General features: G+C 64.3%; 21 protein-coding genes. 9 read left to right on the forward strand and 12 right to left on the reverse strand.

The annotated features are described in order from the left end of the window. Positions 1 to 45: 45 nt before the first annotated feature. Positions 46 to 855: a tRNA cyclic N6-threonylcarbamoyladenosine(37) synthase TcdA gene (gene tcdA / locus ACI7M0_RS20865; RefSeq protein WP_003252264.1), complete on the reverse strand. Its 810-nt coding sequence runs from the start codon at positions 853 to 855 to the stop codon at positions 46 to 48. Positions 856 to 974: 119 nt separating this feature from the next. Here tcdA and ACI7M0_RS20870 point away from each other — a divergent pair, with 119 nt between their 5' ends. The 4 genes from ACI7M0_RS20870 (at position 975) to ACI7M0_RS20885 (ending at position 6,113) form a co-directional block, all read left to right on the forward strand. Next, a complete protein-coding gene (locus ACI7M0_RS20870; RefSeq protein ID WP_129932558.1) occupies positions 975 to 3,566 on the forward strand; it encodes a glycosyltransferase in 2,592 nt (863 codons plus the stop codon). Between the two features lie 188 nt (positions 3,567 to 3,754). Beyond that, on the forward strand, positions 3,755 to 4,906 hold the full coding sequence (gene dapE / locus ACI7M0_RS20875; protein WP_004574734.1) for a succinyl-diaminopimelate desuccinylase: 1,152 nt from the start codon (positions 3,755 to 3,757) through the stop codon (positions 4,904 to 4,906). Further along, entirely contained in the window at positions 4,906 to 5,718 is an 813-nt protein-coding gene (locus tag ACI7M0_RS20880) for a putative RNA methyltransferase (protein WP_003252259.1), read from the forward strand. The genes dapE and ACI7M0_RS20880 overlap by 1 nt, the downstream gene beginning before the upstream one ends. Positions 5,719 to 5,735: 17 nt before the next feature. Beyond that, the gene (locus ACI7M0_RS20885; protein WP_010952612.1) at positions 5,736 to 6,113 is read left to right on the forward strand and encodes a hypothetical protein; all 378 of its coding nucleotides are present in this window, start codon (positions 5,736 to 5,738) and stop codon (positions 6,111 to 6,113) included. A gap of 122 nt (positions 6,114 to 6,235) precedes the next feature. Here ACI7M0_RS20885 and ACI7M0_RS20890 read toward each other — a convergent pair whose 3' ends face one another. Continuing rightward, positions 6,236 to 6,445, reverse strand: coding sequence for a cold-shock protein (locus tag ACI7M0_RS20890; RefSeq protein WP_003252255.1), 210 nt, complete (start codon positions 6,443 to 6,445; stop codon positions 6,236 to 6,238). 233 nt (positions 6,446 to 6,678) lie between these two features. On the opposite strand from ACI7M0_RS20890, the gene plsB reads away from it, so the two are divergent. From plsB to ACI7M0_RS20905, 3 genes are all read left to right on the forward strand, one after another. Continuing rightward, entirely contained in the window at positions 6,679 to 9,165 is a 2,487-nt protein-coding gene (gene plsB, locus ACI7M0_RS20895; RefSeq protein WP_129932557.1) for a glycerol-3-phosphate 1-O-acyltransferase PlsB, read from the forward strand. A 76-nt stretch (positions 9,166 to 9,241) separates the two neighbouring features. Continuing rightward, positions 9,242 to 9,640, forward strand: coding sequence for a YbaY family lipoprotein (locus tag ACI7M0_RS20900; RefSeq protein ID WP_003252249.1), 399 nt, complete (start codon positions 9,242 to 9,244; stop codon positions 9,638 to 9,640). A gap of 33 nt (positions 9,641 to 9,673) precedes the next feature. Further along, positions 9,674 to 10,360 (forward strand): DUF4197 domain-containing protein, encoded by a 687-nt coding sequence (locus ACI7M0_RS20905; protein ID WP_010952609.1) that lies wholly within the window; start codon positions 9,674 to 9,676, stop codon positions 10,358 to 10,360. Positions 10,361 to 10,540: 180 nt separating this feature from the next. Here the strand turns inward: ACI7M0_RS20905 and ACI7M0_RS20910 are convergent, their stop codons facing one another. Next, positions 10,541 to 13,606 (reverse strand): efflux RND transporter permease subunit, encoded by a 3,066-nt coding sequence (locus ACI7M0_RS20910; RefSeq protein WP_129932556.1) that lies wholly within the window; start codon positions 13,604 to 13,606, stop codon positions 10,541 to 10,543. Between the two features lie 6 nt (positions 13,607 to 13,612). Beyond that, a complete protein-coding gene (locus tag ACI7M0_RS20915) occupies positions 13,613 to 14,713 on the reverse strand; it encodes an efflux RND transporter periplasmic adaptor subunit (RefSeq protein WP_129932555.1) in 1,101 nt (366 codons plus the stop codon). Positions 14,714 to 14,963: 250 nt separating this feature from the next. Between ACI7M0_RS20915 and ACI7M0_RS20920 the strand changes: the two genes are divergently transcribed. After that, positions 14,964 to 15,605, forward strand: a complete 642-nt coding sequence (locus ACI7M0_RS20920; RefSeq protein WP_064491434.1) for a TetR/AcrR family transcriptional regulator — start codon at positions 14,964 to 14,966, stop codon at positions 15,603 to 15,605. A 69-nt stretch (positions 15,606 to 15,674) separates the two neighbouring features. Here ACI7M0_RS20920 and ACI7M0_RS20925 read toward each other — a convergent pair whose 3' ends face one another. Further along, complete coding sequence (locus ACI7M0_RS20925) at positions 15,675 to 16,451, reverse strand: class I SAM-dependent methyltransferase (RefSeq protein WP_129932554.1); 777 nt, start codon at positions 16,449 to 16,451, stop codon at positions 15,675 to 15,677. A 104-nt stretch (positions 16,452 to 16,555) separates the two neighbouring features. Between ACI7M0_RS20925 and ACI7M0_RS20930 the strand changes: the two genes are divergently transcribed. After that, positions 16,556 to 17,176 (forward strand): hypothetical protein, encoded by a 621-nt coding sequence (locus ACI7M0_RS20930; RefSeq protein ID WP_010952603.1) that lies wholly within the window; start codon positions 16,556 to 16,558, stop codon positions 17,174 to 17,176. Between the two features lie 2 nt (positions 17,177 to 17,178). Here ACI7M0_RS20930 and ACI7M0_RS20935 read toward each other — a convergent pair whose 3' ends face one another. From ACI7M0_RS20935 to ppc, 7 genes are all read right to left on the reverse strand, one after another. Beyond that, positions 17,179 to 17,868 carry an extensin family protein gene (locus ACI7M0_RS20935; protein WP_129932553.1) on the reverse strand — a complete coding sequence of 230 codons (690 nt, stop codon included), beginning with the start codon at positions 17,866 to 17,868 and terminating at the stop codon, positions 17,179 to 17,181. Next, positions 17,868 to 18,698: an oxaloacetate decarboxylase gene (locus ACI7M0_RS20940; RefSeq protein WP_014592159.1), complete on the reverse strand. Its 831-nt coding sequence runs from the start codon at positions 18,696 to 18,698 to the stop codon at positions 17,868 to 17,870. The genes ACI7M0_RS20935 and ACI7M0_RS20940 overlap by 1 nt, the downstream gene beginning before the upstream one ends. 28 nt (positions 18,699 to 18,726) lie before the next feature. Continuing rightward, complete coding sequence (locus tag ACI7M0_RS20945) at positions 18,727 to 19,596, reverse strand: DUF72 domain-containing protein (protein ID WP_129932552.1); 870 nt, start codon at positions 19,594 to 19,596, stop codon at positions 18,727 to 18,729. 3 nt (positions 19,597 to 19,599) lie between these two features. Continuing rightward, on the reverse strand, positions 19,600 to 19,890 hold the full coding sequence (locus ACI7M0_RS20950) for a hypothetical protein (protein WP_129932551.1): 291 nt from the start codon (positions 19,888 to 19,890) through the stop codon (positions 19,600 to 19,602). 131 nt (positions 19,891 to 20,021) lie between these two features. Next, entirely contained in the window at positions 20,022 to 20,696 is a 675-nt protein-coding gene (tsaB, locus tag ACI7M0_RS20955) for a tRNA (adenosine(37)-N6)-threonylcarbamoyltransferase complex dimerization subunit type 1 TsaB (protein WP_129932550.1), read from the reverse strand. A 139-nt stretch (positions 20,697 to 20,835) separates the two neighbouring features. Further along, a complete protein-coding gene (gene adk / locus ACI7M0_RS20960; RefSeq protein ID WP_004575467.1) occupies positions 20,836 to 21,486 on the reverse strand; it encodes an adenylate kinase in 651 nt (216 codons plus the stop codon). Positions 21,487 to 21,743: 257 nt separating this feature from the next. Beyond that, the gene (gene ppc / locus ACI7M0_RS20965) at positions 21,744 to 24,371 is read right to left on the reverse strand and encodes a phosphoenolpyruvate carboxylase (RefSeq protein ID WP_129932549.1); all 2,628 of its coding nucleotides are present in this window, start codon (positions 24,369 to 24,371) and stop codon (positions 21,744 to 21,746) included. Between the last annotated feature and the right edge of the window lie 10 nt (positions 24,372 to 24,381).

Below are 24,381 nucleotides of genomic sequence, written 5' to 3' on the forward strand. Positions count from 1 at the left end.
AGTATCTGTGGGAGCGGGCAGGCCCGCGAAGAAACCCACGCGGTCTTATTCAGGCTTGACCCGTTCCGACGGCCGGCGCGCTCCAGCCACCAGTTTTTCTATCGCCTTGCTCGCCGCTACCATGCCAAAGGTCGCGGTCACCATCATCACCGCACCAAAGCCACCCGAGCAGTCCAGCCGCACGCCCTCACCCACGAAGCTTTTCTGCAGGCAAACGCTGCCGTCGCCCTTGGGGTAACGCAGCTGTTCACTGGAGAACACGCACGGCACGCCATAGTTGCGGCTGACATTCCGCGAGAAGTTGTAATCGCGGCGCAGGGTGGAACGCACCCGTGAAGCCAACGGGTCGTTGAAGGTCTTGTTCAGGTCGGCGATCTGGATCTGCGTCGGGTCGATCTGCCCGCCCGCGCCACCGGTAGTGACAATGGCAATCTTGCGCCGCCGACACCAGGCGATCAACGCCGCCTTGGCCATGACGCTGTCGATGCAGTCGATCACGCAGTCGAGGTGCTCGGTGATGTACTCGGCCATGGTCTCGCGGGTGACGAAGTCGGCCACCGCATGCACCGTGCACCCCGGGTTGATCGCCCGCAGGCGCTCGGCCATGACCTCGACCTTGGGCCGCCCCACCTGCCCTTCCAGCGCATGGGCCTGGCGGTTGGTGTTACTGACGCAGACATCGTCCAGGTCGAACAGGGTGATCTCGCCCACGCCGCTGCGTGCCAGTGCTTCGGCCACCCACGAGCCCACCCCGCCAATACCGACCACAGCCACATGGGCCTGGCCCAGACGTTGCAGCCCCTGGTCGCCATACAGCCGGGCAACGCCGGCAAAGCGTGGATCTTCTGTGCTCATGTTCATACCCCAAAAAACCGGCGCGCATTATATGCCAGTGAGCCCTTGGCCTGCATCGTTAGGAAAGAGACTGCCAACCCTGCTTTAATGTCCTATCACTTCGACATGAATGGACGACGATGTCTTCACGTAAATTCGGCCTGAACCTGGTAGTGGTGCTGACCATCGCCGCACTGTTCACCGGGTTCTGGGCACTGATCAACCGCCCGGTCTCCGCCCCCGCCTGGCCAGAACAGATCTCTGGCTTTTCGTATTCGCCGTTCCGCCTGGGCGAAAGCCCACAGAAGGGTCAGTACCCCACTGACGACGAAATGCGCAAGGACCTGGAGCAACTGAGCAAACTGACCGACAGCATCCGTATCTATACCGTGGAAGGCACCCAGGCCGACATCCCGCGCCTGGCCGAGGAGTTCGGCCTGCGGGTGACGCTGGGGATATGGATCAGCCCGGACCTGGAGCGCAACGAGCGCGAAATCGCCACGGCCATCCAGCTGGCCAACACATCGCGCAGCGTGGTGCGGGTGGTGGTCGGCAACGAAGCGCTGTTCCGTGAAGAGGTCACATCGGAAAACCTGATCAAATACCTGGACCGGGTACGCGCAGCCGTGAAGGTGCCCGTGACCACCAGTGAACAATGGCACATCTGGAAGGAACATCCTGAGCTGGCCAGGCACGTCGACCTGATTGCCGCGCACATCCTGCCCTACTGGGAGTTCGTGCCGATGAAGGATTCGGTCGAGTTCGTCCTCGACCGCGCCCGTGAACTGAAGCACCAGTTCCCGCGCAAACCCCTGCTGCTGTCGGAAGTCGGCTGGCCGAGCAACGGCCGCATGCGCGGTGGTGCCGATGCCACACAGGCCGACCAGGCCATCTACTTGCGCACCCTGGTCAACACTCTCAACCGCCGTGGCTACAACTACTTTGTCATTGAAGCCTATGACCAACCCTGGAAGGCCAGCGACGAAGGTTCGGTAGGCGCCTACTGGGGCGTCTACAACGCCGAGCGCCAGCAGAAGTTCAACTTCGACGGCCCCGTGGTGGCGATCCCGCAGTGGCGGGCACTGGCAGTGGCGTCGGTGGTGCTGGCAATGATCGCCCTGATGGTGCTGTTCATCGATGGCTCGGCCCTGCGCCAGCGTGGCCGTACCTTCCTGACGTTCATCACTTTCCTGTGCGGGTCGGTGCTGGTGTGGATCGCCTACGACTACAGCCAGCAATACAGCACCTGGTTCAGCCTGACCGTGGGCGTGCTGCTGGCCCTCGGCGCGCTGGGCGTGTTCATCGTGCTGCTCACCGAGGCCCACGAACTGGCCGAGGCGGTCTGGATACACAAGCGCCGCCGCGAGTTCCTGCCCGTGCAGGCCGACAGTGCCTACCGGCCCAAGGTGTCGGTGCATGTGCCGTGCTACAACGAGCCACCTGAGATGGTGAAACAGACCCTGGACGCCCTGGCCGCCCTGGACTACCCCGACTACGAAGTGCTGGTGATCGACAACAACACCAAGGACCCGGCCGTTTGGGAGCCGCTCAAGGCCCACTGCGAGAAGCTTGGCGAGCGCTTCAAGTTCTTCCACGTCGCGCCACTGGCCGGCTTCAAGGGTGGCGCGCTGAATTACCTGATCCCGCACACGGCAAAGGACGCCGAAGTGATCGCGGTAATCGACTCGGACTACTGCGTCGACCGCAACTGGCTCAAGCACATGGTGCCGCACTTCGCCGACCCGAAAATTGCCGTGGTGCAGTCACCGCAGGATTACCGCGACCAGCACGAAAGCGCCTTCAAGAAGCTGTGCTACAGCGAATACAAGGGCTTCTTCCACATCGGTATGGTCACCCGCAACGACCGTGACGCGATCATCCAGCACGGCACCATGACCATGACCCGGCGCAGTGTGCTGGAAGAACTGGGCTGGGCCGAGTGGTGCATCTGCGAGGATGCCGAACTGGGCCTGCGCGTGTTCGAGAAAGGCCTGTCCGCCGCCTACGCCCACAACAGCTACGGCAAAGGCCTGATGCCCGACACCTTCATCGACTTCAAGAAGCAACGCTTCCGCTGGGCCTACGGCGCCATCCAGATCATCAAGCACCACGCCGGCGCGCTGCTGCGCGGCAAAGGCAGCGAGCTGACCCGTGGCCAGCGCTACCACTTCCTGGCCGGCTGGCTACCGTGGATCGCCGATGGCATGAACATCTTCTTCACCATCGGCGCGCTGTTGTGGTCGGCGGCGATGATCATCGTGCCGCATCGGGTCGATCCGCCCCTGATGATCTTCGCCATCCCGCCGCTGGCGCTGTTCTTCTTCAAGGTCGGCAAGATCATCTTCCTGTACCGCCGAGCGGTGGGGGTGAACCTCAAGGATGCCTTCGCAGCTGCGCTGGCCGGGCTGGCACTGTCGCACACCATCGCCAAGGCGGTACTGTATGGTTTCTTCACCAGCAGCATGCCGTTCTTCCGCACGCCGAAGAACGCTGACAGCCATGGGTTGCTGGTGGCGATTTCCGAAGCCCGTGAAGAGCTGTTCATCATGGTGCTGCTGTGGGGCGCGGCGTTGGGTATCTACCTGGTGCAGGGGCTGCCGAGTTCGGACATGCGCTTCTGGGTGGCGATGTTGCTGGTGCAGTCGTTGCCTTATGTGGCAGCGCTGGTGATGGCGTTCCTGTCGTCGCTGCCCAAGCCCGCAGAAAAGGCTGCCGAAGCGCAGCAGGCTTGAAGTTGCCTGGGCTGACCTGTGCAGCCCATCCGCGGGCACGCCCGCTCCCACAGGCTTGGCACAGGCGTTCAGAGCTGTGCAGTACCTGGGAGCGGGCGTGCCCGCGAATGGGCCGTGCTGCCCGAAACCATTTGATATAAGATAACGCCCCTCAGATTTCCCCGCCTTGCCTTGCCCCGGAGTCCCCCATGACGGCCCCTGCCGAGCTCTCGCCTACCCTTCAACTGGCCTGCGACCTGATCCGTCGCCCCTCGGTCACCCCCGTCGACGCCGATTGCCAGGCGCAGATGATGAACCGTCTGGGCGCCGTCGGTTTCCAGCTGGAGCCGATGCGCATTGAAGACGTCGACAACTTCTGGGCCACCCACGGCAGCCAGGACGGCCCGGTACTGTGTTTTGCCGGCCACACCGACGTGGTGCCTACCGGCCCGGTCCAGCAATGGCAGCATGAGCCCTTCGAGGCGCTGATCGACGCCGACGGCATGCTCTGCGGCCGTGGCGCCGCCGACATGAAGGGCAGCCTGGCGTCCATGGTCATCGCCAGCGAGCGCTTCGTGCAGGACTACCCGAACCACCGCGGCAAGGTCGCGTTTCTGATCACCAGCGACGAGGAAGGACCCGCCCACCACGGCACCAAAGCGGTGGTCGAGCGCCTGAAAGCGCGCAACGAGCGCCTGGACTGGTGCATCGTCGGCGAACCGTCCAGCACCACCTTGCTGGGTGACGTGGTCAAGAACGGTCGCCGCGGTTCGCTGGGCGCCAAGCTGACCATACGCGGCAAACAGGGCCATGTGGCCTACCCGCACCTGGCGCGCAACCCGATCCACCTGGCCGCCCCGGCCCTGGCGGAACTGGCTGCCGAGCACTGGGACGAGGGCAATGCGTTCTTCCCGCCAACCAGCTTCCAGATCTCCAACCTCAATTCCGGCACCGGCGCCACCAACGTGGTCCCGGGCGAGCTGACCGCGCTGTTCAACTTCCGCTTCTCTACCGAGTCCACCGTCGAAGGCCTGCAGGCCCGAGTGTCGGCGATTCTCGACAAGCATGAACTGGACTGGTCGGTCGACTGGGCACTGTCGGGCCTGCCGTTCCTGACCGAACCAGGCGAGCTGCTCGACGCCGTGGCGGCCAGCATCAAGGGCGTCACCGGTCGCGATACCCAGCCCTCCACCAGCGGCGGTACCTCCGATGGCCGCTTCATCGCAACCATGGGCACCCAGGTGGTCGAACTCGGCCCGGTCAACGCCACCATCCACCAGGTTGACGAGCGGATCCTGGCCAGCGACCTCGATCTGCTGACCGAAATCTACTACCAGACCCTGGTCCGGTTGCTCGCCTGATGCTTGCCTGCCCCCTTTGCCAGGCGCCGCTGAGCCGGCTCGACAATGGTGTGGTGTGCCCGGCCGGCCACCGCTTCGACCGCGCCCGCCAGGGTTACCTGAACCTGCTGCCGGTGCAGCACAAGAACAGCCGCGACCCCGGTGACAACCAGGCGATGGTCGAGGCACGCCGCGACTTTCTCGACGCCGGCCATTACGCGCCAGTCGCCCGCCGCCTGGCCGAGCTGGCCGCCGAGCGCCAGCCTGGCGCCTGGCTGGACATCGGCTGCGGCGAGGGTTACTACACCGCACAGATCGCCCAGGCCTTGCCGGCCGCCGACGGCTATGCGCTGGACATCTCCCGCGAAGCGGTCAAGCGCGCCTGCCGCCGAGCACCGGCGGTCACCTGGATGGTCGCCAGCATGGCCCGCGTGCCGCTGACCGACGCCAGCTGCCAGTTCATCGCCAGCGTTTTCAGCCCGCTGGACTGGGCCGAGGCCAAGCGCTTGCTCAGCCCCGGCGGCGGCCTGATGCGGGTCGGCCCGACCAGCGGCCACCTGATGGAACTGCGTGAAGTGCTCTACGATGAAGTACGCCCTTACGCCGACGACAAGCACCTGGCCCTGGTCCCTGAAGGCATGGCCCACGCCCACAGCGAAACCCTCGAGTTCCGCCTGAGCCTGGCCGCGCCCAAGGCCCGCGCCGACCTGCTGGCCATGACCCCACACGGCTGGCGCGCCAGCGCCGAAAAACGTGCCCGGGTGATCGACCAGCCCGAGCCGTTCGAGGTCACGGTTTCCATGCGTTATGACTATTTCGTGCGCCAAGACTGAGCACACCCGGAGCCCTTATGCGTCAACCTGATATCGAGATCTACCTGAAGGACGCCGACGTCGACCACAAGCAGATTGCCGAGTGGCTCGCCCAGGCAATCGGCCCGTGCACCGAGTGGAAGCAGAAAGGCCATACCTTCAAATGCCAGGCCGGTAACATTCCGGTCACTTGGTTACCCAAGGCTGTAGGGAAATGGAACAGCCTGTACCTGGAAAGCGACCAGACGCCGTGGGCCGATGACGTTGCCTGCGCCCGCGCCGCATTTGCCGCGCTGGGTGTGGAAGTGCGCTGCGCGCCGGGTGGCTGGGTCGAGGAAGACGGGGAAGAAGATGCCGACCGCTGGGTCCGCATCAGCGCCGACGGTGAAGAGGAAATCACCTGGCGTACATCATGAAACGGCAGGCTTGCTCGTTTCTGTAGGAGCGGGCTTACCCGCGAACACGGGCCACGCCCGTGGCAGCCACCGTGGTGGCTGCTTCGCGGGCAAGCCCGCTCCTACGGCTTGAAACCAGAGGCTCAGAGGCCCACTACGTCTTCGGCTTGCAGGCCTTTCTGGCCCTGCACGCAGGCGTACTCCACCCGCTGCCCTTCGACCAGGGTACGATGCCCCTCACCGCGAATCGCCCGATAGTGGACGAAGACATCCGCACCACCTTCGCGCTGAATGAAGCCATAACCCTTGGCATCGTTGAACCACTTTACATTCCCAGTCTCACGAGACGACATCTGAACTACTCCGGATTTTTATTGTGAAGATCGCCTTGCAGGCACGAGGTCACCTGCCCCGTGCCAACGCCGCTTGCCGAAATATCCTGCAAGTGGCAGGCCGAGTATATGACACAGAACAAAAAAAATTGATGACGGTCCCGTCGTTGGCCGAATTTTGCTGAACTTACGCCGATACGGCAGACTAAATAGCAGAATACTCACCTGAACATCACACCCAGGGCACACACCCCATGACCCGTTCCCCCCTGCACCGCCTGATATTCGGCGGCCTGCGTCGCCTGTTGTACCTGTGGGTGCGCTCCGAGACCATCAACCAGTCTTCCATGACCCTCAACCTCGACCGCAGCCGGCCGGTGTTCTATGCGTTGCCCTCGCCCGCGCTCACCGACCTGGCCGTGCTCGACCACGAGTGCACCAAGGCGGGGCTGCCGCGCCCGGTGCTGCCGGTAGCCGTGGGCCCACTGCAGGAACCCGCCGCGTTCTTCTACCTGACCCCCGACCCGGACTGGCTCGGCCGCCAGGACAAAAGCGGCGCCCCGCCCACGCTCGAGCGCCTGGTGGCTGCCGTCAGCCAGCATGCCGAAGAAGATGCGCAGATCATTCCTGTCAGCGTGTTCTGGGGCCAGACCCCGGCCAGCGAGTCCAGCCCCTGGAAGCTGCTGTTCGCCGACAGCTGGGCGGTAACCGGGCGCCTGCGCCGGCTGCTGACCGTACTGATCCTGGGGCGCAAGACCCGGGTACAGTTCTCCGCGCCAATCCACCTGCGCGAACTGGTGCAGCACAACAAAGGCCACGAGCGCACCGTGCGCATGGCCCAGCGCCTGATGCGCGTGCACTTTCGCAACCTCAAGACTGCCGTCATCGGCCCGGACATCTCGCACCGACGCACCCTGGTCAAAGGCCTGGTCCATGCCCCGCAAGTGCGCCAGGCGATTGCCGACGAAGCGCAGCGCGAGAACCTGCCGCTGGCCAAAGCCGAGGCCCAGGCACTGCGCTATGGCAACGAGATAGCCTCGGACTACACCTATACCGCCATCCGCTTCCTCGAAGTGGTGCTCAGCTGGTTCTGGAACAAGATCTACGACGGCATCAAGGTCAACCACATCGAACAGGTGCAGGGTATCGCCCCTGGCCATGAAGTGATCTACGTGCCGTGCCACCGCAGCCACATCGACTACCTGCTGCTGTCGTACCTGCTGTTCCGCAACGGCCTCACCCCGCCGCACGTGGCTGCAGGCATCAACCTCAACATGCCGGTGGTCGGTAACCTGCTACGCCGTGGTGGCGCCTTCTTCATGCGCCGCACGTTCAAGGGCAACCCGCTTTACACGGCAGTGTTCAACGAGTACCTGCACACCCTGTACACCAAGGGCTTCCCGGTCGAGTACTTCGTCGAAGGCGGCCGCTCGCGTACCGGGCGCATGTTGCAGCCGCGCACCGGGATGCTGGCCATTACCCTGCGCAGCTTCCTGCGCTCGTCGCGTACGCCAATCGTGTTCGTGCCGGTGTACATCGGCTACGAGCGCGTGCTTGAAGGCCGTACCTATCTGGGCGAACTGCGCGGCGCCAGCAAGAAGAAGGAGTCGGTGTTGGACATCTTCAAGGTGTTCGGTGCACTCAAGCAGCGCTTTGGCCAGGTCTACGTCAACTTCGGCGAACCCATCCGCCTGGCTGGTTTCCTCGACCAGCAGCAGCCCGGCTGGCGTGAACAGGATCACGGTCCGCAGTACCGACCGGACTGGCTCAACGCCACCACCGCCCGCCTGGGAGAAACCGTGGCCCGCCACCTCAACGAGGCGGCCGCCATCAACCCGGTCAACCTGGTGGCACTGGCACTGCTGTCCACCAGCCGCCTTGCCCTGGACGAGCGCGCCCTGACCCGCGTACTCGACCTGTACCTGGCGCTGCTGCGCCAAGTGCCCTACTCGCCGCACACCACCCTGCCCGAGGGCGACGGCCAGGCACTGATCGAACATGTGCGCAGCATGAACCTGGTGGCCGAGCAGAAGGACGCCCTGGGCCGCATCCTCTACCTGGATGAAGGCAACGCGGTGCTGATGACCTACTACCGCAACAACGTGCTGCACATCTTCGCCCTGCCGGCGCTGCTGGCCAGCTTCTTCCTCAGCAGTTCCCGCATGAGCCGCCAACTGCTGGGCCAGTATGTGCATGCGCTTTATCCCTATCTGCAGGCCGAACTGTTCCTGCGCTGGACGCCAGAACAGCTGGACGAGGTCATCGACCAATGGCTGGTCGCGCTGGTGGAACAGGGCCTGCTGCGCCAGGACAACGACCTGTACGTGCGCCCGGCGCCCAGCTCGCGGCAGTTCGTGTTGCTGACCCTGCTCGCCCGCACCATCACCCAGACCCTGCAGCGCTTCTACATGGCCACCTCGCTGCTGATCAACAGCGGGCAGAACAGCCTGAGCGCCGAAGCGCTGGAAGACCTGTGCGTGACGATGGCCCAGCGACTGTCGATCCTGCATGGCCTGAACGCACCGGAGTTCTTCGACAAGACGCTGTTCCGCCACTTCATCCAGACCTTGCTTCAGCAAGGCGTGCTGCACGCCGACGCGCAAGGCAAGCTGGGTTATCACGACAAGCTCGGCGAGCTGGCCGAGGGCGTGGCCAAGCGAGTACTGTCGGCCGAGCTGCGCCTGTCGATCCGCCAGGTGGCCCTGCACCGTGACGACGGGCTGGAAACTTCGACCCTCTAACGGTTCATCGGTCGGCAAAATCCGCTAAAGTCCGTGGGGTTGGCCACAAGCCAGCTCCAAGGACACCGGAGATTCCATGAAAAAGCTCTTTATGCTGTGTTGCGCATCCCTGCTTGCAGCCTGCTCCAGCCAAACCCCACCCAACCAGGCCAGCCTGGACGGTGAAGTCTTCTACCTGCAGCGCATTGCCCTGCCGCCTGCCGCCACCCTGAGCGTGGAACTGCAGGATGTGTCGCTGATGGACGCCCCTGCCGTGACCCTGGCGCGCCAGGCCGGCCCGGTCAAAGGCAACGTGCCGCTGCCGTTCCATCTCACCTATGACCCCGCGCAGGTCAAGCCTGGCCACCGCTATGCGGTGAGTGCGCGCATCGAGCTGAATGGCAAGTTGCTGTTCATCAATACCGAACACCACGGTGTCGCGCTCGATGGCAGTGACCCGCAATCGGTACGCATCAAGGTAGATCAGGTTCGCTGATACCCGTACTCATCCGTTTACAAGGAAAGCTTCATGATCCGCACTTCCCTGCGCTTCACCACCCTGTGCGCCGGCCTGCTGCTGTCGGCCAGTGCCCTGGCCCTGTCGCTGGGCGACCTCAGCCAGAAAGACGCCACCGGCGGCCTGAAAGATGCCCTGACCCAAGGTGCCCAGCTGGCCGTCAAGCAACTGAGCACCCCAGGCGGCTTCAGCAACAACCCGGACGTGCGCATCGAGCTGCCAGGCAACCTGGGCAAAGCCGCCAAGGCGATGAAGATGTTCGGCAAGGGTGAACAGGTCGAAGCCCTGGAAACCAGCATGAACAAAGCCGCCGAGGCCGCCGTGCCGCAGGCCCAGGCGATTCTGGTGGATGCCGTGAAGAACATGAGCGTGACCGATGCCAAAGGCATCCTCAGCGGCGGTGACGACTCGGCCACCCAGTACCTGAACAAGAGCAGCCGCGAGCAGATCCGCGCCAAGTTCCTGCCAATCGTCAAGCAGGCCACCGACAAGGTTGGCGTGGCCCAGCAGTACAATGCCTTCGCCGCCCAGGCCAAAGGCCTGGGGCTGGTCAAGGATGACGCCAATATCGAGAACTACGTGACCGAGAAGGCGCTGGATGGCCTGTTCGAGATGATCGGCAAACAGGAGCAGAACATTCGCCAGAACCCGGCAGCGGCGGCTACCAGCCTGGCCAAGAAGGTCTTCGGCGCGCTGTAGGAGCGGGTTCACCCGCGAAAGGGCCGGGCCTGCTGGCCAATTTTCACCAGCCGTTCAACGTTGCTGCCGCTACCGTATTCGCGGGTAAACCCGCTCCTACAATGATCGAAAAGCCTGCGCGGTCCTCTGTAGGAGCGGGTTCACCCGCGAAGGGAGGGCCAAGCCCTCCCCCTGCGGTCTTCAGCCCTTCTTCACCCTGAACCACGCCGCATACAACGCCGGCAGGAACAGCAGTGTAAGCACCGTGGCCACGATCAGCCCACCCATGATCGCCACCGCCATCGGTCCATAGAACACACTACGCGACAACGGGATCATGGCCAGCACCGCCGCCAGCGCGGTCAGCACGATCGGCCGGAAGCGCCGCACCGTAGCCTCGATGATCGCCTGCCAGCGCTCCATCCCCGCTGCGATGTCCTGCTCGATCTGGTCCACCAGGATCACCGAGTTGCGCATGATCATCCCCGCCAGGGCAATGGTGCCAAGCATGGCGACAAAGCCGAACGGCTGGCGGAACACCAGCAGGAACAGGGTCACACCAATCAACCCCAGCGGCGCGGTGAGGAACACCATCACCGTGCGCGAGAAACTGCGCAGCTGGATCATCAGCAAGCTCAGGACTACCACGATGAACAGTGGCATGCCGGCATTCACCGATTTCTGCCCCCGTTCGGAGTCCTCCACCGTGCCGCCCACCTCCAGCAGGTAGCCATCGGGCAGCTTGGCGCGAATTTCCTGCAGGGTCGGCAGAATCTGCTTCACCAGCGTCGCCGGCTGCTCCTGGTCGTAGATATCGGCTCGCACGGTCACCGTCGGCAAGCGGTTGCGGTGCCAGATAATGCCTTCTTCAAAGCCGTACTCCAGGGTCGCCACCTGCGACAGCGCCACGCTCTGGCCATTGTCGGTGGGCAACGCCAGGCTACCCAGGTTGGCCAGCTCGCTGCGCTCCTGGAGGGTGCCGCGCAGCAGGATCTCGATCAGTTCGTTGTCCTCGCGGTACTGGCTGACCGTGGTGCCGATCAGCGAACTTTGCAGGAAGCTCGCCAGGTGCGAAGTGCTCACGCCCAGCGCACGGGCGCGGTCCTGGTCGATTTCGAGGAACACCGCCTTGCTGGGTTCCTCCCAGTCCAGGTGCACATTCACCACATGCGGGTTCTCGCGCACCTTGTCCGCCACTTCACGGGCCAGTGCACGGGCCTTCTCGATATGCTCGCCAGTGACCCGGAACTGCACCGGGTAGCCCACAGGCGGGCCGTTTTCCAGGCGCGTGACCCGGGCGCGCAGGTCGGGGAACTGCTGGTCCACAGTGCTGATCAGCCAACTGCGCAGGCGCTCGCGGTCTTCCATCGACTTGGCCAGCACCACGAACTGGGCAAAGCTGGCTGCCGGCAGTTGCTGGTCCAGCGGCAGGTAGAAGCGCGGCGAACCGGTGCCCACATAGGCCACGTAGTTGTCGATACCGTCCTGCTGCTTGAGCAGCGCCTCCAACTGCTTGACCCGCTCGGCGGTATTGGCCAGCGAGGCGCCTTCGGCCAGCTTCAGGTCAACCATCAGCTCCGGGCGCCCGGAAGCCGGGAAGAACTGCTGGGGTACGAAGCGGAACAGCAGGATGCTGCCGACAAAGGCAGCGATGGTCAGCAGGATTACCGTCTTGCGCCGCCGTACGCACCACTCCACCAGCCGTCGCACGCGCTGGTAGAACGGGGTGGCGTATGGGTCTGGTGCATGGCCGTCCTTGCCATGACGCGCCGCATGCAGCTTGGCCAGGTCGGGTAGCAGGCGCTCGCCCAGATAAGGCACGAACACCACAGCCGCCACCCAAGAGGTCAGCAAAGCGATGGTGACCACCTGGAAGATGGACCGGGTGTATTCGCCCGTGCTGGAGGCCGCGGTGGCAATCGGCAGAAAGCCTGCTGCCGTGATCAGCGTCCCGGTGAGCATCGGGAAGGCCGTACTCGTCCAGGCATAGCTGGCTGCCTTGAGGCGGTCATAGCCCTGCTCCATCTTGATCGCCATCATCTCCACGGCAATGATCGCGTCGTCCACCAGCAAGCCCAGGGCCAGCACCAGCGCGCCAAGGGAAATCTTGTGCAGGCCGATGCCGAAGTAGTGCATGGCGGCAAAGGTCATGGCCAACACCAGCGGAATGGCCAGCGCCACCACCAGGCCAGTGCGCAGACCCAGCGAGAAGAAGCTCACCAGCAGCACAATGACCAACGCCTCGACCAGCACCTGCACGAACTCGCCCACGCCGGCCTTGACCGCCGCCGGTTGATCCGAAACCTTGCGCAGCTCCATGCCGGCAGGCAGGTTATGCGTCAGGCGCTCGAACTCGCCTTCCAGGGCCTTGCCCAGTACCAGGATGTCGCCACCGTATTTCATCGACACCGCCAGGCCAATGGCATCCTCGCCCATGAAGCGCATGCGCGGTGCAGGTGGGTCGTTGAAGCCACGGTGCACCTCGGCGACATCACCAATCCGGAAGGTGCGATCACCCACGCGAATGGGGAACTGGCGGATCTGCTCGACACTGTCGAAACGCCCGCTCACGCGCAGTTGCAAGCGCTCGCTGGGCGTCTCGAAGAAACCGGCGGTGCTCACCGCGTTCTGCTCTTGCAACGCCTGCTGCACGGCTTCCAGCGGCACGCCGAGGGTGGCCAGCTTGAGGTTGGACAGCTCGATCCAGACTTTCTCGTCCTGCAGGCCGATCAGCTCGACCTTGCCCACATCCTTGACCCGCTGCAGCTGGATCTGGATACGGTCGGCGTAGTCCTTGAGCACCGCATAGTCAAAGCCTTCGCCAGTCAGCGCATAGATGTTGCCGAAGGTGGTGCCGAACTCGTCGTTGAAGAACGGGCCCTGGATCTCCGGCGGCAAGGTGTGGCGAATGTCCGCAACCTTCTTGCGGATCTGGTACCACAACTCGGGGATGTCCTTGGAGTGCAGCGAGTCGCGGGCCATGAAAGTAACCTGCGATTCGCCGGGGCGAGAGAACGAGACGATTCTCTCGTACTCACCGGTTTCCATCAGCTTCTTCTCGATGCGCTCGGTCACCTGCCGCGCCACTTCTTCAGCGCTGGCGCCTGGCCACAGGGTGCGGATGACCATGGCCTTGAAGGTGAATGGCGGGTCCTCGCTCTGGCCAAGCTTGGTGTACGACATGGCGCCAATGGCGGCCAGCAGGATCATCAGGAACAGGACGATCTGGCGGTTGCGCAGCGCCCAGGCAGAAAGGTTGAAACCCATCGGGACTTACTCCTTGGCCGTCAGGTTCACTACACGGTTGCTGCGGTCCACGGGGCGTACCTCCTGGCCCTCGCGCAGTACATGGCCACCAGCGGCGACCACCCAGTCACCCGGGTCCAGGCCTTCGAGCACCGGCACACTGTCGCTGCCATAAGCCCCCAGGCGCACGGTCGCCCGCTCCAGGCGGCTTTCCTTGTTCACCCGCCAGACATAGGCCTGACCGTTTTCCGCAGTCACTGCCGACAGCGGTACCGCCAGCGGGATCAGCCCGTCCTTGGCGATGAACACCCGGGCGCTCTGGCCCAGCTCGGCCGGTACGGCGGCCGTGGTGAAGGCGATGCGCGCCGCGAACGTGCGCGAGCGCGGGTCGGCGGCCGGTGACAGCTCGCGAATGCGCCCCTGGAAACGCGCCTGCGGGTGCGACCACAGCTCCACGCTCACCGGTTGGCCCACAGCGAAGCGGGCAAACTGCTGCTCCGGCAGGCCGATGGCCACTTCTCGCTCGCCATCGGCGGCAAGGGTAAACACGGTCTGCCCGGCGGCGACCACCTGGCCCACTTCAACCTGGCGCTTGGCGATCACCCCGGCCTGCGGCGCACGCAATACGGCATATTCGGCCTGGTTGCCCGCCACCTCGAACTCGGCCTTGGCCTGCTTCAGACGGGCAAGGCCTGCACGGTAGAGGTTTTCGGCATTGTCGTACTGGGAGTGGCTGACCATCTGCCGCTCCAGCAGCTTCTGGTAGCGGTCGCGTTCGGCGCGCACCAATGCCAGGTTGGCCTCGGCAGCCGCCAGCTGGGCGCGGTTGGCTTCAAGTTGCAGGCGCACGTCCTGCGGGTCCAGTTCGGCCAGCGGCTGGTCGGCCTTGACCCGCTGCCCCTCCTCCACCAGACGCTTGCTGACCTTGCCGCCAATGCGGAAGGCCAGCTCCGGCTCGAAGCGCGCGCGTACTTCGCCGGGGTAACTGTCGGCAGCGGCTTCGGCAGGCTGTGGCTGCACCACCAGCGCCGGGCGCGGCGCGGCGGGTGGGGCGGCTTCCTGACCACACGCCGCCAGAAGCAGGGCAGCGGCGGCGGGCAGAGCGATGGACAAGGCATGGCGCAACATGATGAATCCTTTCGCGGAGTGCACATTTAATATTTGTACTGGCTGGTATATTAAATCAGCGCAACGATGCCGGGAAGGGTATGCGCTGGTTTTTCGACGACCTGGCTGGAGCCCTCTGGCGCCTGTGAGATCAAGCGGCGGCTGAACGCCCACCCTGTCGATCAACTGAACGCTGGCAGGCCGCAGGTAAATGTGAGCTAGTTTTAGCCGTATCGCGGCTGACCCGTTAAGATGGGGATTCTTAAACCAGATGCAGACCACAATGCTCAACGACGCACCCATCGGCCCAGGCCGGCCAAAGGACCTGGCCAAGCGCGAGGCGATCCTCGAAGCGGCCAAGGCCCTGTTCCTCAGCCTTGGCTACGCCAACACCAGCATGGATGCGGTCGCTGCGGCGGCAGGTGTTTCAAAGCTCACCGTGTACAGCCACTTCACCGACAAACAGACATTGTTCTGTTCGGCGGTCATGGCCACCTGCCAGATCCAGTTGCCTGACCTGTTGTTCGAGTATCCCGAGGGGGTACCGGTGGAAGAAGTGCTGCTGACGATTGCCCGCAACTTCCAGGCGCTTATCAGCAGTGACGAAGCGATCAAGCTCAGCCGCCTGATCATGGCCCAGGGCAGCCTGGACCCGAGTTTTGGCGAGTACTTCTACGAGGCCGGGCCCAAGCGCGTGCTCGCAGGCATGGAAGCGCTACTGCGTGGGGCACATGAGCGCGGGCTGCTGCGCATCGACAACCCGCTGCGCGCCGCGGAGCACTTCTTCTGCCTGGTCAAAGGGGCACCGGATTACCGGTTGCTGCTGGGATGTGCGGGGCCGCTGGAAGGCGATGAAGCCGAGGCGCATGTGCGCGAGGTGGTGGGGGTGTTCTTGAGGGCATTCAAACCCTGATATCTGGATATCTTTGCAGGCCTCTTCGCAAGCTTACCCGCGAAGAAGCCTGGGCAGGCCACACAAACGTCAGGCTTTCAACGCCTTCTTCGGATAAATGTCATACCGGCTCGACTTGCCTTCCAGGCTGTGGCTCGGCTTCGGCCCGTCGATGATCGGTGCCTTGCGCGGGCGCTTCACCACCACCCGGTGGCTGGCCAGCGCCAGGGCGGCTTCAAGCAGCGCCGGGGCATCCAGGTCATCGCCCACCAAAGGCCGGAACACACGCATTTCCTTTTTCACCAGGGCGCTCTTGTCGCGGTGCGGGAACATCGGGTCGAGGTAGATCACCTGCGGCGCCTCCCCTTCCCAGGCGCGCATGCGCTCGATGGCGTTGCCGGTCAGCAGGCGCATGCGCCCGACAATCGGGCCCACATCTTCATCCGCCCGGGCCCGCGCCAGGCCGTCCTCCAGCAGCGCGGCAATCAGCGGCTGGCGCTCGATCAGGGTCATCTGGCAGCCAAGGCTGGCCAGCACGAACGCGTCCTTGCCCAGCCCCGCCGTGGCATCCAGCACCTGCGGCCGGATACCTTGGGCAATGCCCACGGCCTTGGCGATCATCTGCCCGTTGCCACCGCCAAACTGGCGGCGATGCGCAGCCTGGCCTTCGACAAAGTCCACACGCACCGGCCCAGGCGCCTGCGGGCCCAGTTGCTGAATCTGCAAGCCATCGGCGCCCACCTGCACCGCGAAGGCAGCGGTATCGTCCTGCAGCGGCAGGCCCAGGCGTTCAGCCCACGCCCTGGCCTGTTGCGCATACTCAGCTGTCATCGCCTCGACCCTGATACCCGTGCCTTGCTCTTCCATCGTTCACACCCGAAAAATCAAACCAAGCCCTTAATGAATCGGCAGCCACGGCCGATACAGGCAATATCCCGCTATTCTGCCAGAGCACAGCGCGCACGACTGCCATGTCAGATACTCTTCCCATCGGCTTGACCTATTTGTCGCCCGTCGGCAACTACAGTCAGCACAACACCCAGGCACTCGGGGGCGTCAGCCACCTGTGGCAGGACTTCTTTGCCCGGGCCATGGCCGAGCAGCAGGAAGAGCCCGTAGACGGCGTCAGCCAGTCGTTCGTGCAGTACGACCAGGACAGCGGCGAACCCATCGGCGGCGCCCGTGCACTGGCCTTGATCGACGCCCAGCGCGCCTGCCCGGTGCACGACACCATCGTGGCGCCGCCCGAACCGTTGTTTCTGCCCAAGGCCGAGCTTGAAGCCAAGCTGCTGCCGCCCGCCCCCGAGCCGTTCAGCGCCATGGAACTGATCGAGCAACAGCGCCAGCTCGACATCAACAACAGCTGGCTGCGCCCGGTGGTGATGAACCAGGGTCAGCCGATCGCCGAACCCGGCCCTGGCCCCACGCCACGGTCACTGTTCCTGCCCATCGCCGAGCTGGAAAGCAACCTGCTGGACCCGGCCCCGGAACCGTTCGACGACGCCACCCTGGCCAAGCAGCAGAATGACCTGGCGTTCGACATCCACTGGGCGCGCCCAGTGGTGCTGAACAACGTGCGCGCGTACGCCTGAGGCTAACGACAGATCTGCCAGCGCCCCATGTCCAGGTGAAAGTGGTTGCGGTGCGCAGCGTTGTAATCCGGCCCCAGTACCGTGCTGAAGCTATCGCAAGCGGCCTGCTGCACCTGACGCAAGAATTCCGCCTTCTGCCCGCCCGCCTGCCAGTCACGCGCCAGGATAATGCGCTGGCCGTCCTTCAGGCGAAAACCGCTGATGTCCAGCGCATTGGCCGTGGCGTGCTGGCTCAAACGGCCCTGCTTGCGGTGGTAGACGTTGCGGCAGGCAAAGCTGCCCAGGTGATCGACCTGCGTCACCGGTTGCCCAAACACTTCCTGCGCCGCCGGCTGCAAGCCATGGTTTTCGAACAGTGCATAGGCCACCGCCAACGGGCAACTGGCCAGAAAGCTGCTGCTCAGCCGCGCCTGGCCGCCCTCGATGCGCCATACGTTCTGCAGCGGGCAGTTGGCCGACGCCGGGCTGTCGGCTTGTGCCCGATAACGCAGGTGGCTGGTTTCCAGCGCCTGCCGGCACAGCGTTGGGTCATCGCGTAGGCGCGACAGTTTGTAGGGGGTCAGCAGGTTGGGCGGCTGGCGTACGTCCAGCGGCGCCCAGGGGTTCCATGTGGCAGGCAGGCGCCAGCCGAAGTGCCAGGCCAGGCCAGCCACCGTCAGCAGGCCGGCCAGTAGCGCCAGCAATGCCCTCATCAGCGGCGGAACAGGTCGTTCAGCTGGGCAAACGGCATTGCCTGCTCACCGTAGCCGAACGTGCCCTCATCGCGAATTTCCTGCGCCGCCCGGTAGAAGGCCCCGAGTGCAGCACGGGCCAGCGACGAGCCAACACTGACGCGGCGCACGCCCAGGTCCTGCAACTGGTTGACGCTCAGCGGCACGCCCGCCATGCCCATCAGCACATTCACAGGACGCGGTGCGACTGCCTGCACCACGGCACGGACTTCCTCCACGGTGCGCAGCCCGGGGGCGTAGAGCACGTCGGCACCGGCTTCGGCATAGGCTTGCAGGCGCAGGATGGTGTCGTCGAGGTCCATGCGTCCGTGCAGCAGGTTTTCTGCCCGGGCGCACAAGGTGAACGGGAATGGCAGGCTTCGCGCAGCCTGCACAGCGGCGCGCACGCGCTCCACAGCCAACCCGAAGTCATAGATGGGCGCATCACTGCGGCCACTGGCATCTTCGATGGAGCCGCCCACCAGGCCAATTTCGGCGGCACGCAGAATGGTCTGGGCACAGTCTTCGGGCAAGTCGCCAAAACCGTTTTCCAGATCGGCGGCCACCGGCAGCGCGGTGGCATCGACGATCTCGCCGGCATTGTCCAGTGTATCGTCCAGGCTCAAGGCGCCTTCGGCGTCTGGCCGGCCCAGGCTGAAGGCCAGCCCTGCACTGGTGGTAGCCAGCGCCTCGAAACCCAGGCTGGCGAGCAACTTGGCGGAGCCGGCATCCCACGGGTTGGGGATGACGAACGCGCCGTCGCGCTCGTGTAACGCCTTGAAGGCCTCAGCTCGCAGGGTTTGCACATCCATGGTTCAACCTCCGGCAGTCAGGGAAAGGTCAGAGTAGCCCCAATTGTTCGACCTCAGGGGCGCGCGGCAATTCCGGCAAAGGTGCCAGGCCCGGCAGGCGTGCCATAAGGCGCTGATGGAAACGCTGGGCCAGCGCCGCAGCCAGGCGATTGTCCGAGGTGTGCAGGAAGATATAGGGATTGCGGCCTTCTTCGATCCAGGCGGCGACTTTTTCTACCCAAGGGCTAAGGAAGGTGTGATTGGCCTCCAGTTCAGGATGGCCAATGAAGCGAACCTGCGGGTGCTGGCTGAAGGCTGCCGGCCGCGGAGGCACCTTGGGCTTCTTCGACTGCGCATGCAGCACGGCAGGGTCGCGCGAGGTGCAACTGAACAGCGCACGCGGGTCGAGGCAGATGCGCTCCACACCGCGTTCGTGCAGCAGGCGATTGAGCAGACGTTCTTCCTCACCCTTGGCAAAAAAGGCTTGGTTGCGCACTTCCACAGCCACGGGCACAGCGATCTGATCGAGGAAGTGACAAAGCTCACCAAGGCGCGCCGGGCCGAACTGGGCCGGCAACTGCAACCAGTAGGGTGATACGCGCTGGCCCAGCGGGGCCATCAGCCGAGTGAAGTCGAAGGCAGGTTCAAGCTGGTCACGCAGGTCGCCCTCATGGCTGACATCCCGCGGAAACTTGGCAGTGAAGCGAAAGTGCTCGGGCATGACCTGCGCCCAGCGGGCAATGGTGCCGGGAGCGGGACGTGCGTAGAAAGTGGTGTTGCCTTCGACGGCGTTGAACACCTGGCTGTAGAAGCCAAGCATTTGATTACCGTTGGCGTCAGCGGGGTACAGGTAGTCGCGCCAGGCGTTTTCGCTCCACGACGGGCAACCGAGAAAGTAAGGCAGTGGTGAGGGATTCATCCATCAAATGTACAGGTCGAGCCCCAGTACTTCCATGTCCCAGTCAGTTAAGCCGGCAGTGCTCAGGTAGCTGGCCAGTGCGGTGGCGGTGCGGCGGTCACGGGCGCGAGGGAAAACCATGTCCTGCTGGCGGGCTGGCAGGCCACCACCAGGGCGGCGGGCAGTGGCTTCCTGCGGTGCGGCCTCTGCCTCCTCGATCACCTCGGCATCGTCGATGGCCTCGTCACGCACCGCTGCTTTGCGCGAGGTGCGCTTGAGCGGGTAGGACTGCGATGAGAAACCGTCGATACGCATGGCATGAGCACTCAGGACCAATGATGGCAATTTAGCAGCATCAGGGTTCCGTCGCTAATGCTTGAGTGATAACTGGACCACAGATCGCGCAAAAGGTTTTAGCGTGTTCGGCGATAACCGACGAACAGCACTCAGTGCTTCTTGGGCGTGGCTACATTATCGCGCAGATAAACCGGTTGCGCCTGCTCGGCGACGATTGCCTCGCCACGGGCCCAGGAAAAGGTGGCCAGGCTGAGAATGTCCAGAGCATTGGGCAAGGCAGCCGGGTTGCTCGCCGCCACCTGTACCGCCAGGCGCTCGGCATAGCCCCACCCGGTACCGGCACCGAACCACTCGCCATTGCTGCCTGCCGGCAGCGCCACCTGCTCGGGCGGCAATACGGCTTCACGGCCGACCAGGCACATTTCGCCCGCCGTGGCCTGGTAGCAGCCCCAGTACACTTCATCCATGCGCGCATCGATGGCAGCGGCCACCTGCTGCACGCCCTGCTCGCGCAATGCACCCTGGGCCAAAGCGGCCAGGTTGGACACCGGCAGCACCGGGCGTTCGAGGGCGAAGGCCAGGCCTTGCACAACACCGATGGCAATACGCACGCCGGTGAACGCGCCCGGGCCACGGCCAAAGGCAATGGCATCCAGCGCATTCAGTGCCACGCCAGAGTCGGCCAGCAGTTGCTTGATCATCGGCAGCAGCTTCTGGGCATGCATGCGCGGGATCACCTCGTAGTGGCTGGTCACCTTGCCGTCATGCAGCAGCGCGACGGAACAGGCTTCGGTGGCGGTATCCAGGGCCAGCAGGGTGGTCATCGAACGGGTATCCAGGTGCGAATGAAAAAGAGCGGCAGTATAGAGCAGCAGCGGCGTTGTGTCCTGAGGGGGCGCTGTGCGGCCTACAAACGACAACGGCCCGCAAGCGGGCCGTTGTCGAGGTGCCTCAGGCGCCGGATCAGCTCAGGGCTGCCAGGACCTTGGCGGTGATGGCTTCAACCGAGCCGACACCTTCGATGTGGCTGTACTTCGGCTTGCCGCCATTGGCAGCCGACAGCTTCTGGTAGAAATCCACCAGCGGCTTGGTCTGGCTGTGGTAGACCGACAGGCGATGGCGAACGGTTTCTTCTTTGTCGTCGTCACGCTGGATCAGGTCTTCACCGGTCTCGTCGTCCTTGCCTTCCACTTTCGGCGGGTTGTACTGAATGTGGTAGGTACGGCCCGAGGCCAGGTGCACGCGGCGGCCAGCCATGCGGCCGACGATTTCTTCGTCGTCCACGGCAATTTCGACCACGGCATCGATGTCGACACCGGCAGCGACCATGGCTTCGGCCTGTGGGATGGTGCGTGGGAAGCCGTCGAACAGGCAGCCGTTGGCGCAATCAGGCTGAGCGATGCGCTCCTTCACCAGGCTGATGATCAACTCGTCGGAGACCAGCTGGCCGGCATCCATGACTTTCTTCAGCTCCAGGCCCAGCGGGGTGCCAGCCTTGACGGCGGCACGCAGCATGTCACCGGTGGAGATCTGTGGAATACCGAACTTTTCGGTGATGAACTTTGCCTGAGTACCTTTACCGGCCCCGGGAGCTCCCAGCAGAATTACGCGCATCTCGTGCTCCTCAAATTTTTTTATGAAATTCAATGGATTCGGCGACCAGGGCCAAGTCCGGAAAATCGGGTATGACCATAAATCGGTCAGAAGGCTGCTCAAGATACACAGCGCCCGGCAGCCAGACAAGCGTCCCAAAGTTGCAGGAATGCGCCACTTGCGGCTGACCGGGCAGGCGGTTGCGCCAGGCGCAACCACCCTCCCCGTCATAGTGCCGGGCCTGTATGGCACGCGCCAGACATGACCCAGGCTTGCCCTTAGCCGGTGTTGCGCAGCCCGGCGGCAATACCCGCCACGGTCACCAGCAAGGCCTGCTCCAACGGGCTGTCCAGAGCGGCTTCGCGGCTGCGCGAGCGGGCCAGCAACTCTGCCTGCAGGCGGTGCAACGGGTCCAGATAGGTATTGCGCAGGCTAATGAATTCCAGTGTCTCGGGGCTGTGCGCCAGTAGCACCGGCTGCCCGGTCAGGCCCAGCACCACCTGGCATGACTGCGACAATAGGTCGCGCAGGTGCGCACCTAAAGGACGCAGGTGCGGTTGCACCAGACGTTCGTCGTAGGCCTCGGCAATTTGCGCATCGGCCTTGGCCAGCACCATTTCCAGCATGTCGATGCGGGTGCGGAAGAACGGCCATTGCTCGCGCATCTGTGCCAGCAACTCACCCTGACCTCGGGCCAAGGCATTGGTCAGCGCCGTTTCCCAGCCCAGCCAGGCCGGCAGCATCAGCCGGGTCTGGGTCCAGCCGAAGATCCACGGGATGGCTCGCAGGCTTTCGATGCCCCCGGCGCGACGTTTTGCCGGGCGGCTGCCCAACGGCAGGCGCCCCAGTTCCTGTTCTGGCGTCGACTGGCGGAAGTACTCGACGAAATCGGGATTCTCCCGTACCACGCTGCGGTAGGCCTGGACACCATCGGCGGCCAACTGGTCCATCACTTCACGCCAGGCCGGCTGCGGGGGCGGTGGTGGCAACAGCGTGGCTTCAAGCACGGCAGCCAGGTACAGGTTGAGGTTTTGCTCGGCAATGCCCGGCAAGCCGAACTTGAAGCGGATCATTTCACCCTGCTCGGTGGTGCGGAAACGCCCCGCCACCGAACCCGGTGGCTGCGACAGGATCGCGGCATGGGCCGGGCCGCCGCCTCGCCCGACCGTACCGCCTCGGCCGTGGAACAGCAGCAGCTCGACCTGATGCTCGGCACAGATGCGCACCAGGTTTTCCTGAGCCCGGTACTGCGCCCAGGCAGCAGCCGTGGTGCCGGCGTCCTTGGCCGAATCGGAGTAGCCGATCATCACTTCCTGCGGGCCGCGCAGGCCCGCGCGGTAGCCCGGCAGGCCAAGCAGGCGCTGCATGACCGGGCCGGCGTTGTCGAGGTCGGCCAGGGTCTCGAACAGTGGCACCACGCGCATGGGGCGGGTCAGGCCGGCTTCCTTGAGCAACAGTTGCACCGTCAGTACATCCGAGGCGGCACCGGCCATGGAGATGACGTAAGACCCCAGCGAGGCGGCCGGCGCAGCGGCCACTTCCCTGCAGGTCGCCAGCACTTCGGCGGTGTCCGCTTGCGGCTTGAAATGCGCAGGCAGCAGGGGCCGGCGGTTTTTCAGCTCGGCCTGGAGGAACGCGATGCGCTGCTCCTCATCCCAGTCGGCGTAACGCCCCAGGCCCAGGTAATCGGTAATCTCGGTCAGCGCATCACGGTGGCGGGCAGCGTCCTGGCGTACGTCCAGGCGGCCCAGGAACAGGCCGAAGGTCACCGCACGACGCAGGCAGTCAAGCAGCGGCCCCTCGGCGATCACGCCCATGCCGCATTCGTGCAGTGACTGGTAGCACAGCTCCAGCGGCGCGATCAGCTCGCGGTTGTCCACCAGCACGTCGGCACCGGCCGGTTGGTTGCTGGTCAAGGCCGAATGCGCCCATACGCGTGTCGCACGCAGGCGGTCGCGCAGTTGCTTGAGCACTGCGCGGTAGGGTTCGGCGCTGTCGCCAACCTGTTTGCGCAGGGCGTCGTTGGCCTGCTGCATGGACAACTCGGCGGCCAGTGCATCAATGTCGCGCAGGAACAGGTCGGCGGCCATCCAGCGCGCCAGCAGGAGTACTTCGCGGGTGACGGCAGCCGTCACATTGGGGTTGCCATCACGGTCCCCACCCATCCACGAGGCAAAGCGGATCGGCGCGGCCTCCAGCGGCAGGCGCAGGCCAGTGGCCTCCAGCAGGGCCTTGTCGACCTTGCGCAGGTGGCTGGGGATGGCATGCCACAGTGAATGCTCGATCACTGCGAAACCCCACTTGGCTTCGTCTACCGGCGTAGGCCGGGTACGGCGGATTTCCTCGGTGTGCCAGGCCTCGGCGATCAGCCGGCGCAGGCGCTCGCGCACTTGCTGGCGTTCTGCCGGGGTCAGGTCACGATGGTCCTGTGCGGCCAGTTGACCGGCGATCGCGTCGTACTTCTGGATCAGCGTGCGGCGGGCCACTTCGGTGGGGTGTGCGGTGAGCACCAGCTGGATATCGAGCTTGGCCAGTTGCCGGGCCAGGGCATCGTTGCTGTGGCCGGCCTGCTTCAAGCGCCCCAGCAGCTCGGGCAGTACCTGCGCTTCGAATGGCTCGGGCTGGTCGGCGTCGCGGCGGCGGATCAACTGGTACTGCTCGGCCATGTTGGCCAGGTTGAGGAACTGGTTGAAGGCCCTCGCTACGGGCAGCAGGTCTTCTTCGGCCAGGTCCGCCAGGGTCGAGCTCAGCTGCTCACCCGGGCCGCGACGGTCGGCCTTGGCACTGTGGCGGATGTCCTCGATTTTCTGTAGGAACGCATCGCCATGCTGTTGGCGAATGGTTTCGCCAAGCAGTTCACCCAACACATGGACATCTTCACGCAAACGCACATCGATATCGGTCATTGGCGCTCTC

It is taken from the genome of Pseudomonas sp. 10(2024) (assembly GCF_045164175.1).
Taxonomy (GTDB): domain Bacteria; phylum Pseudomonadota; class Gammaproteobacteria; order Pseudomonadales; family Pseudomonadaceae; genus Aquipseudomonas; species Aquipseudomonas alloputida.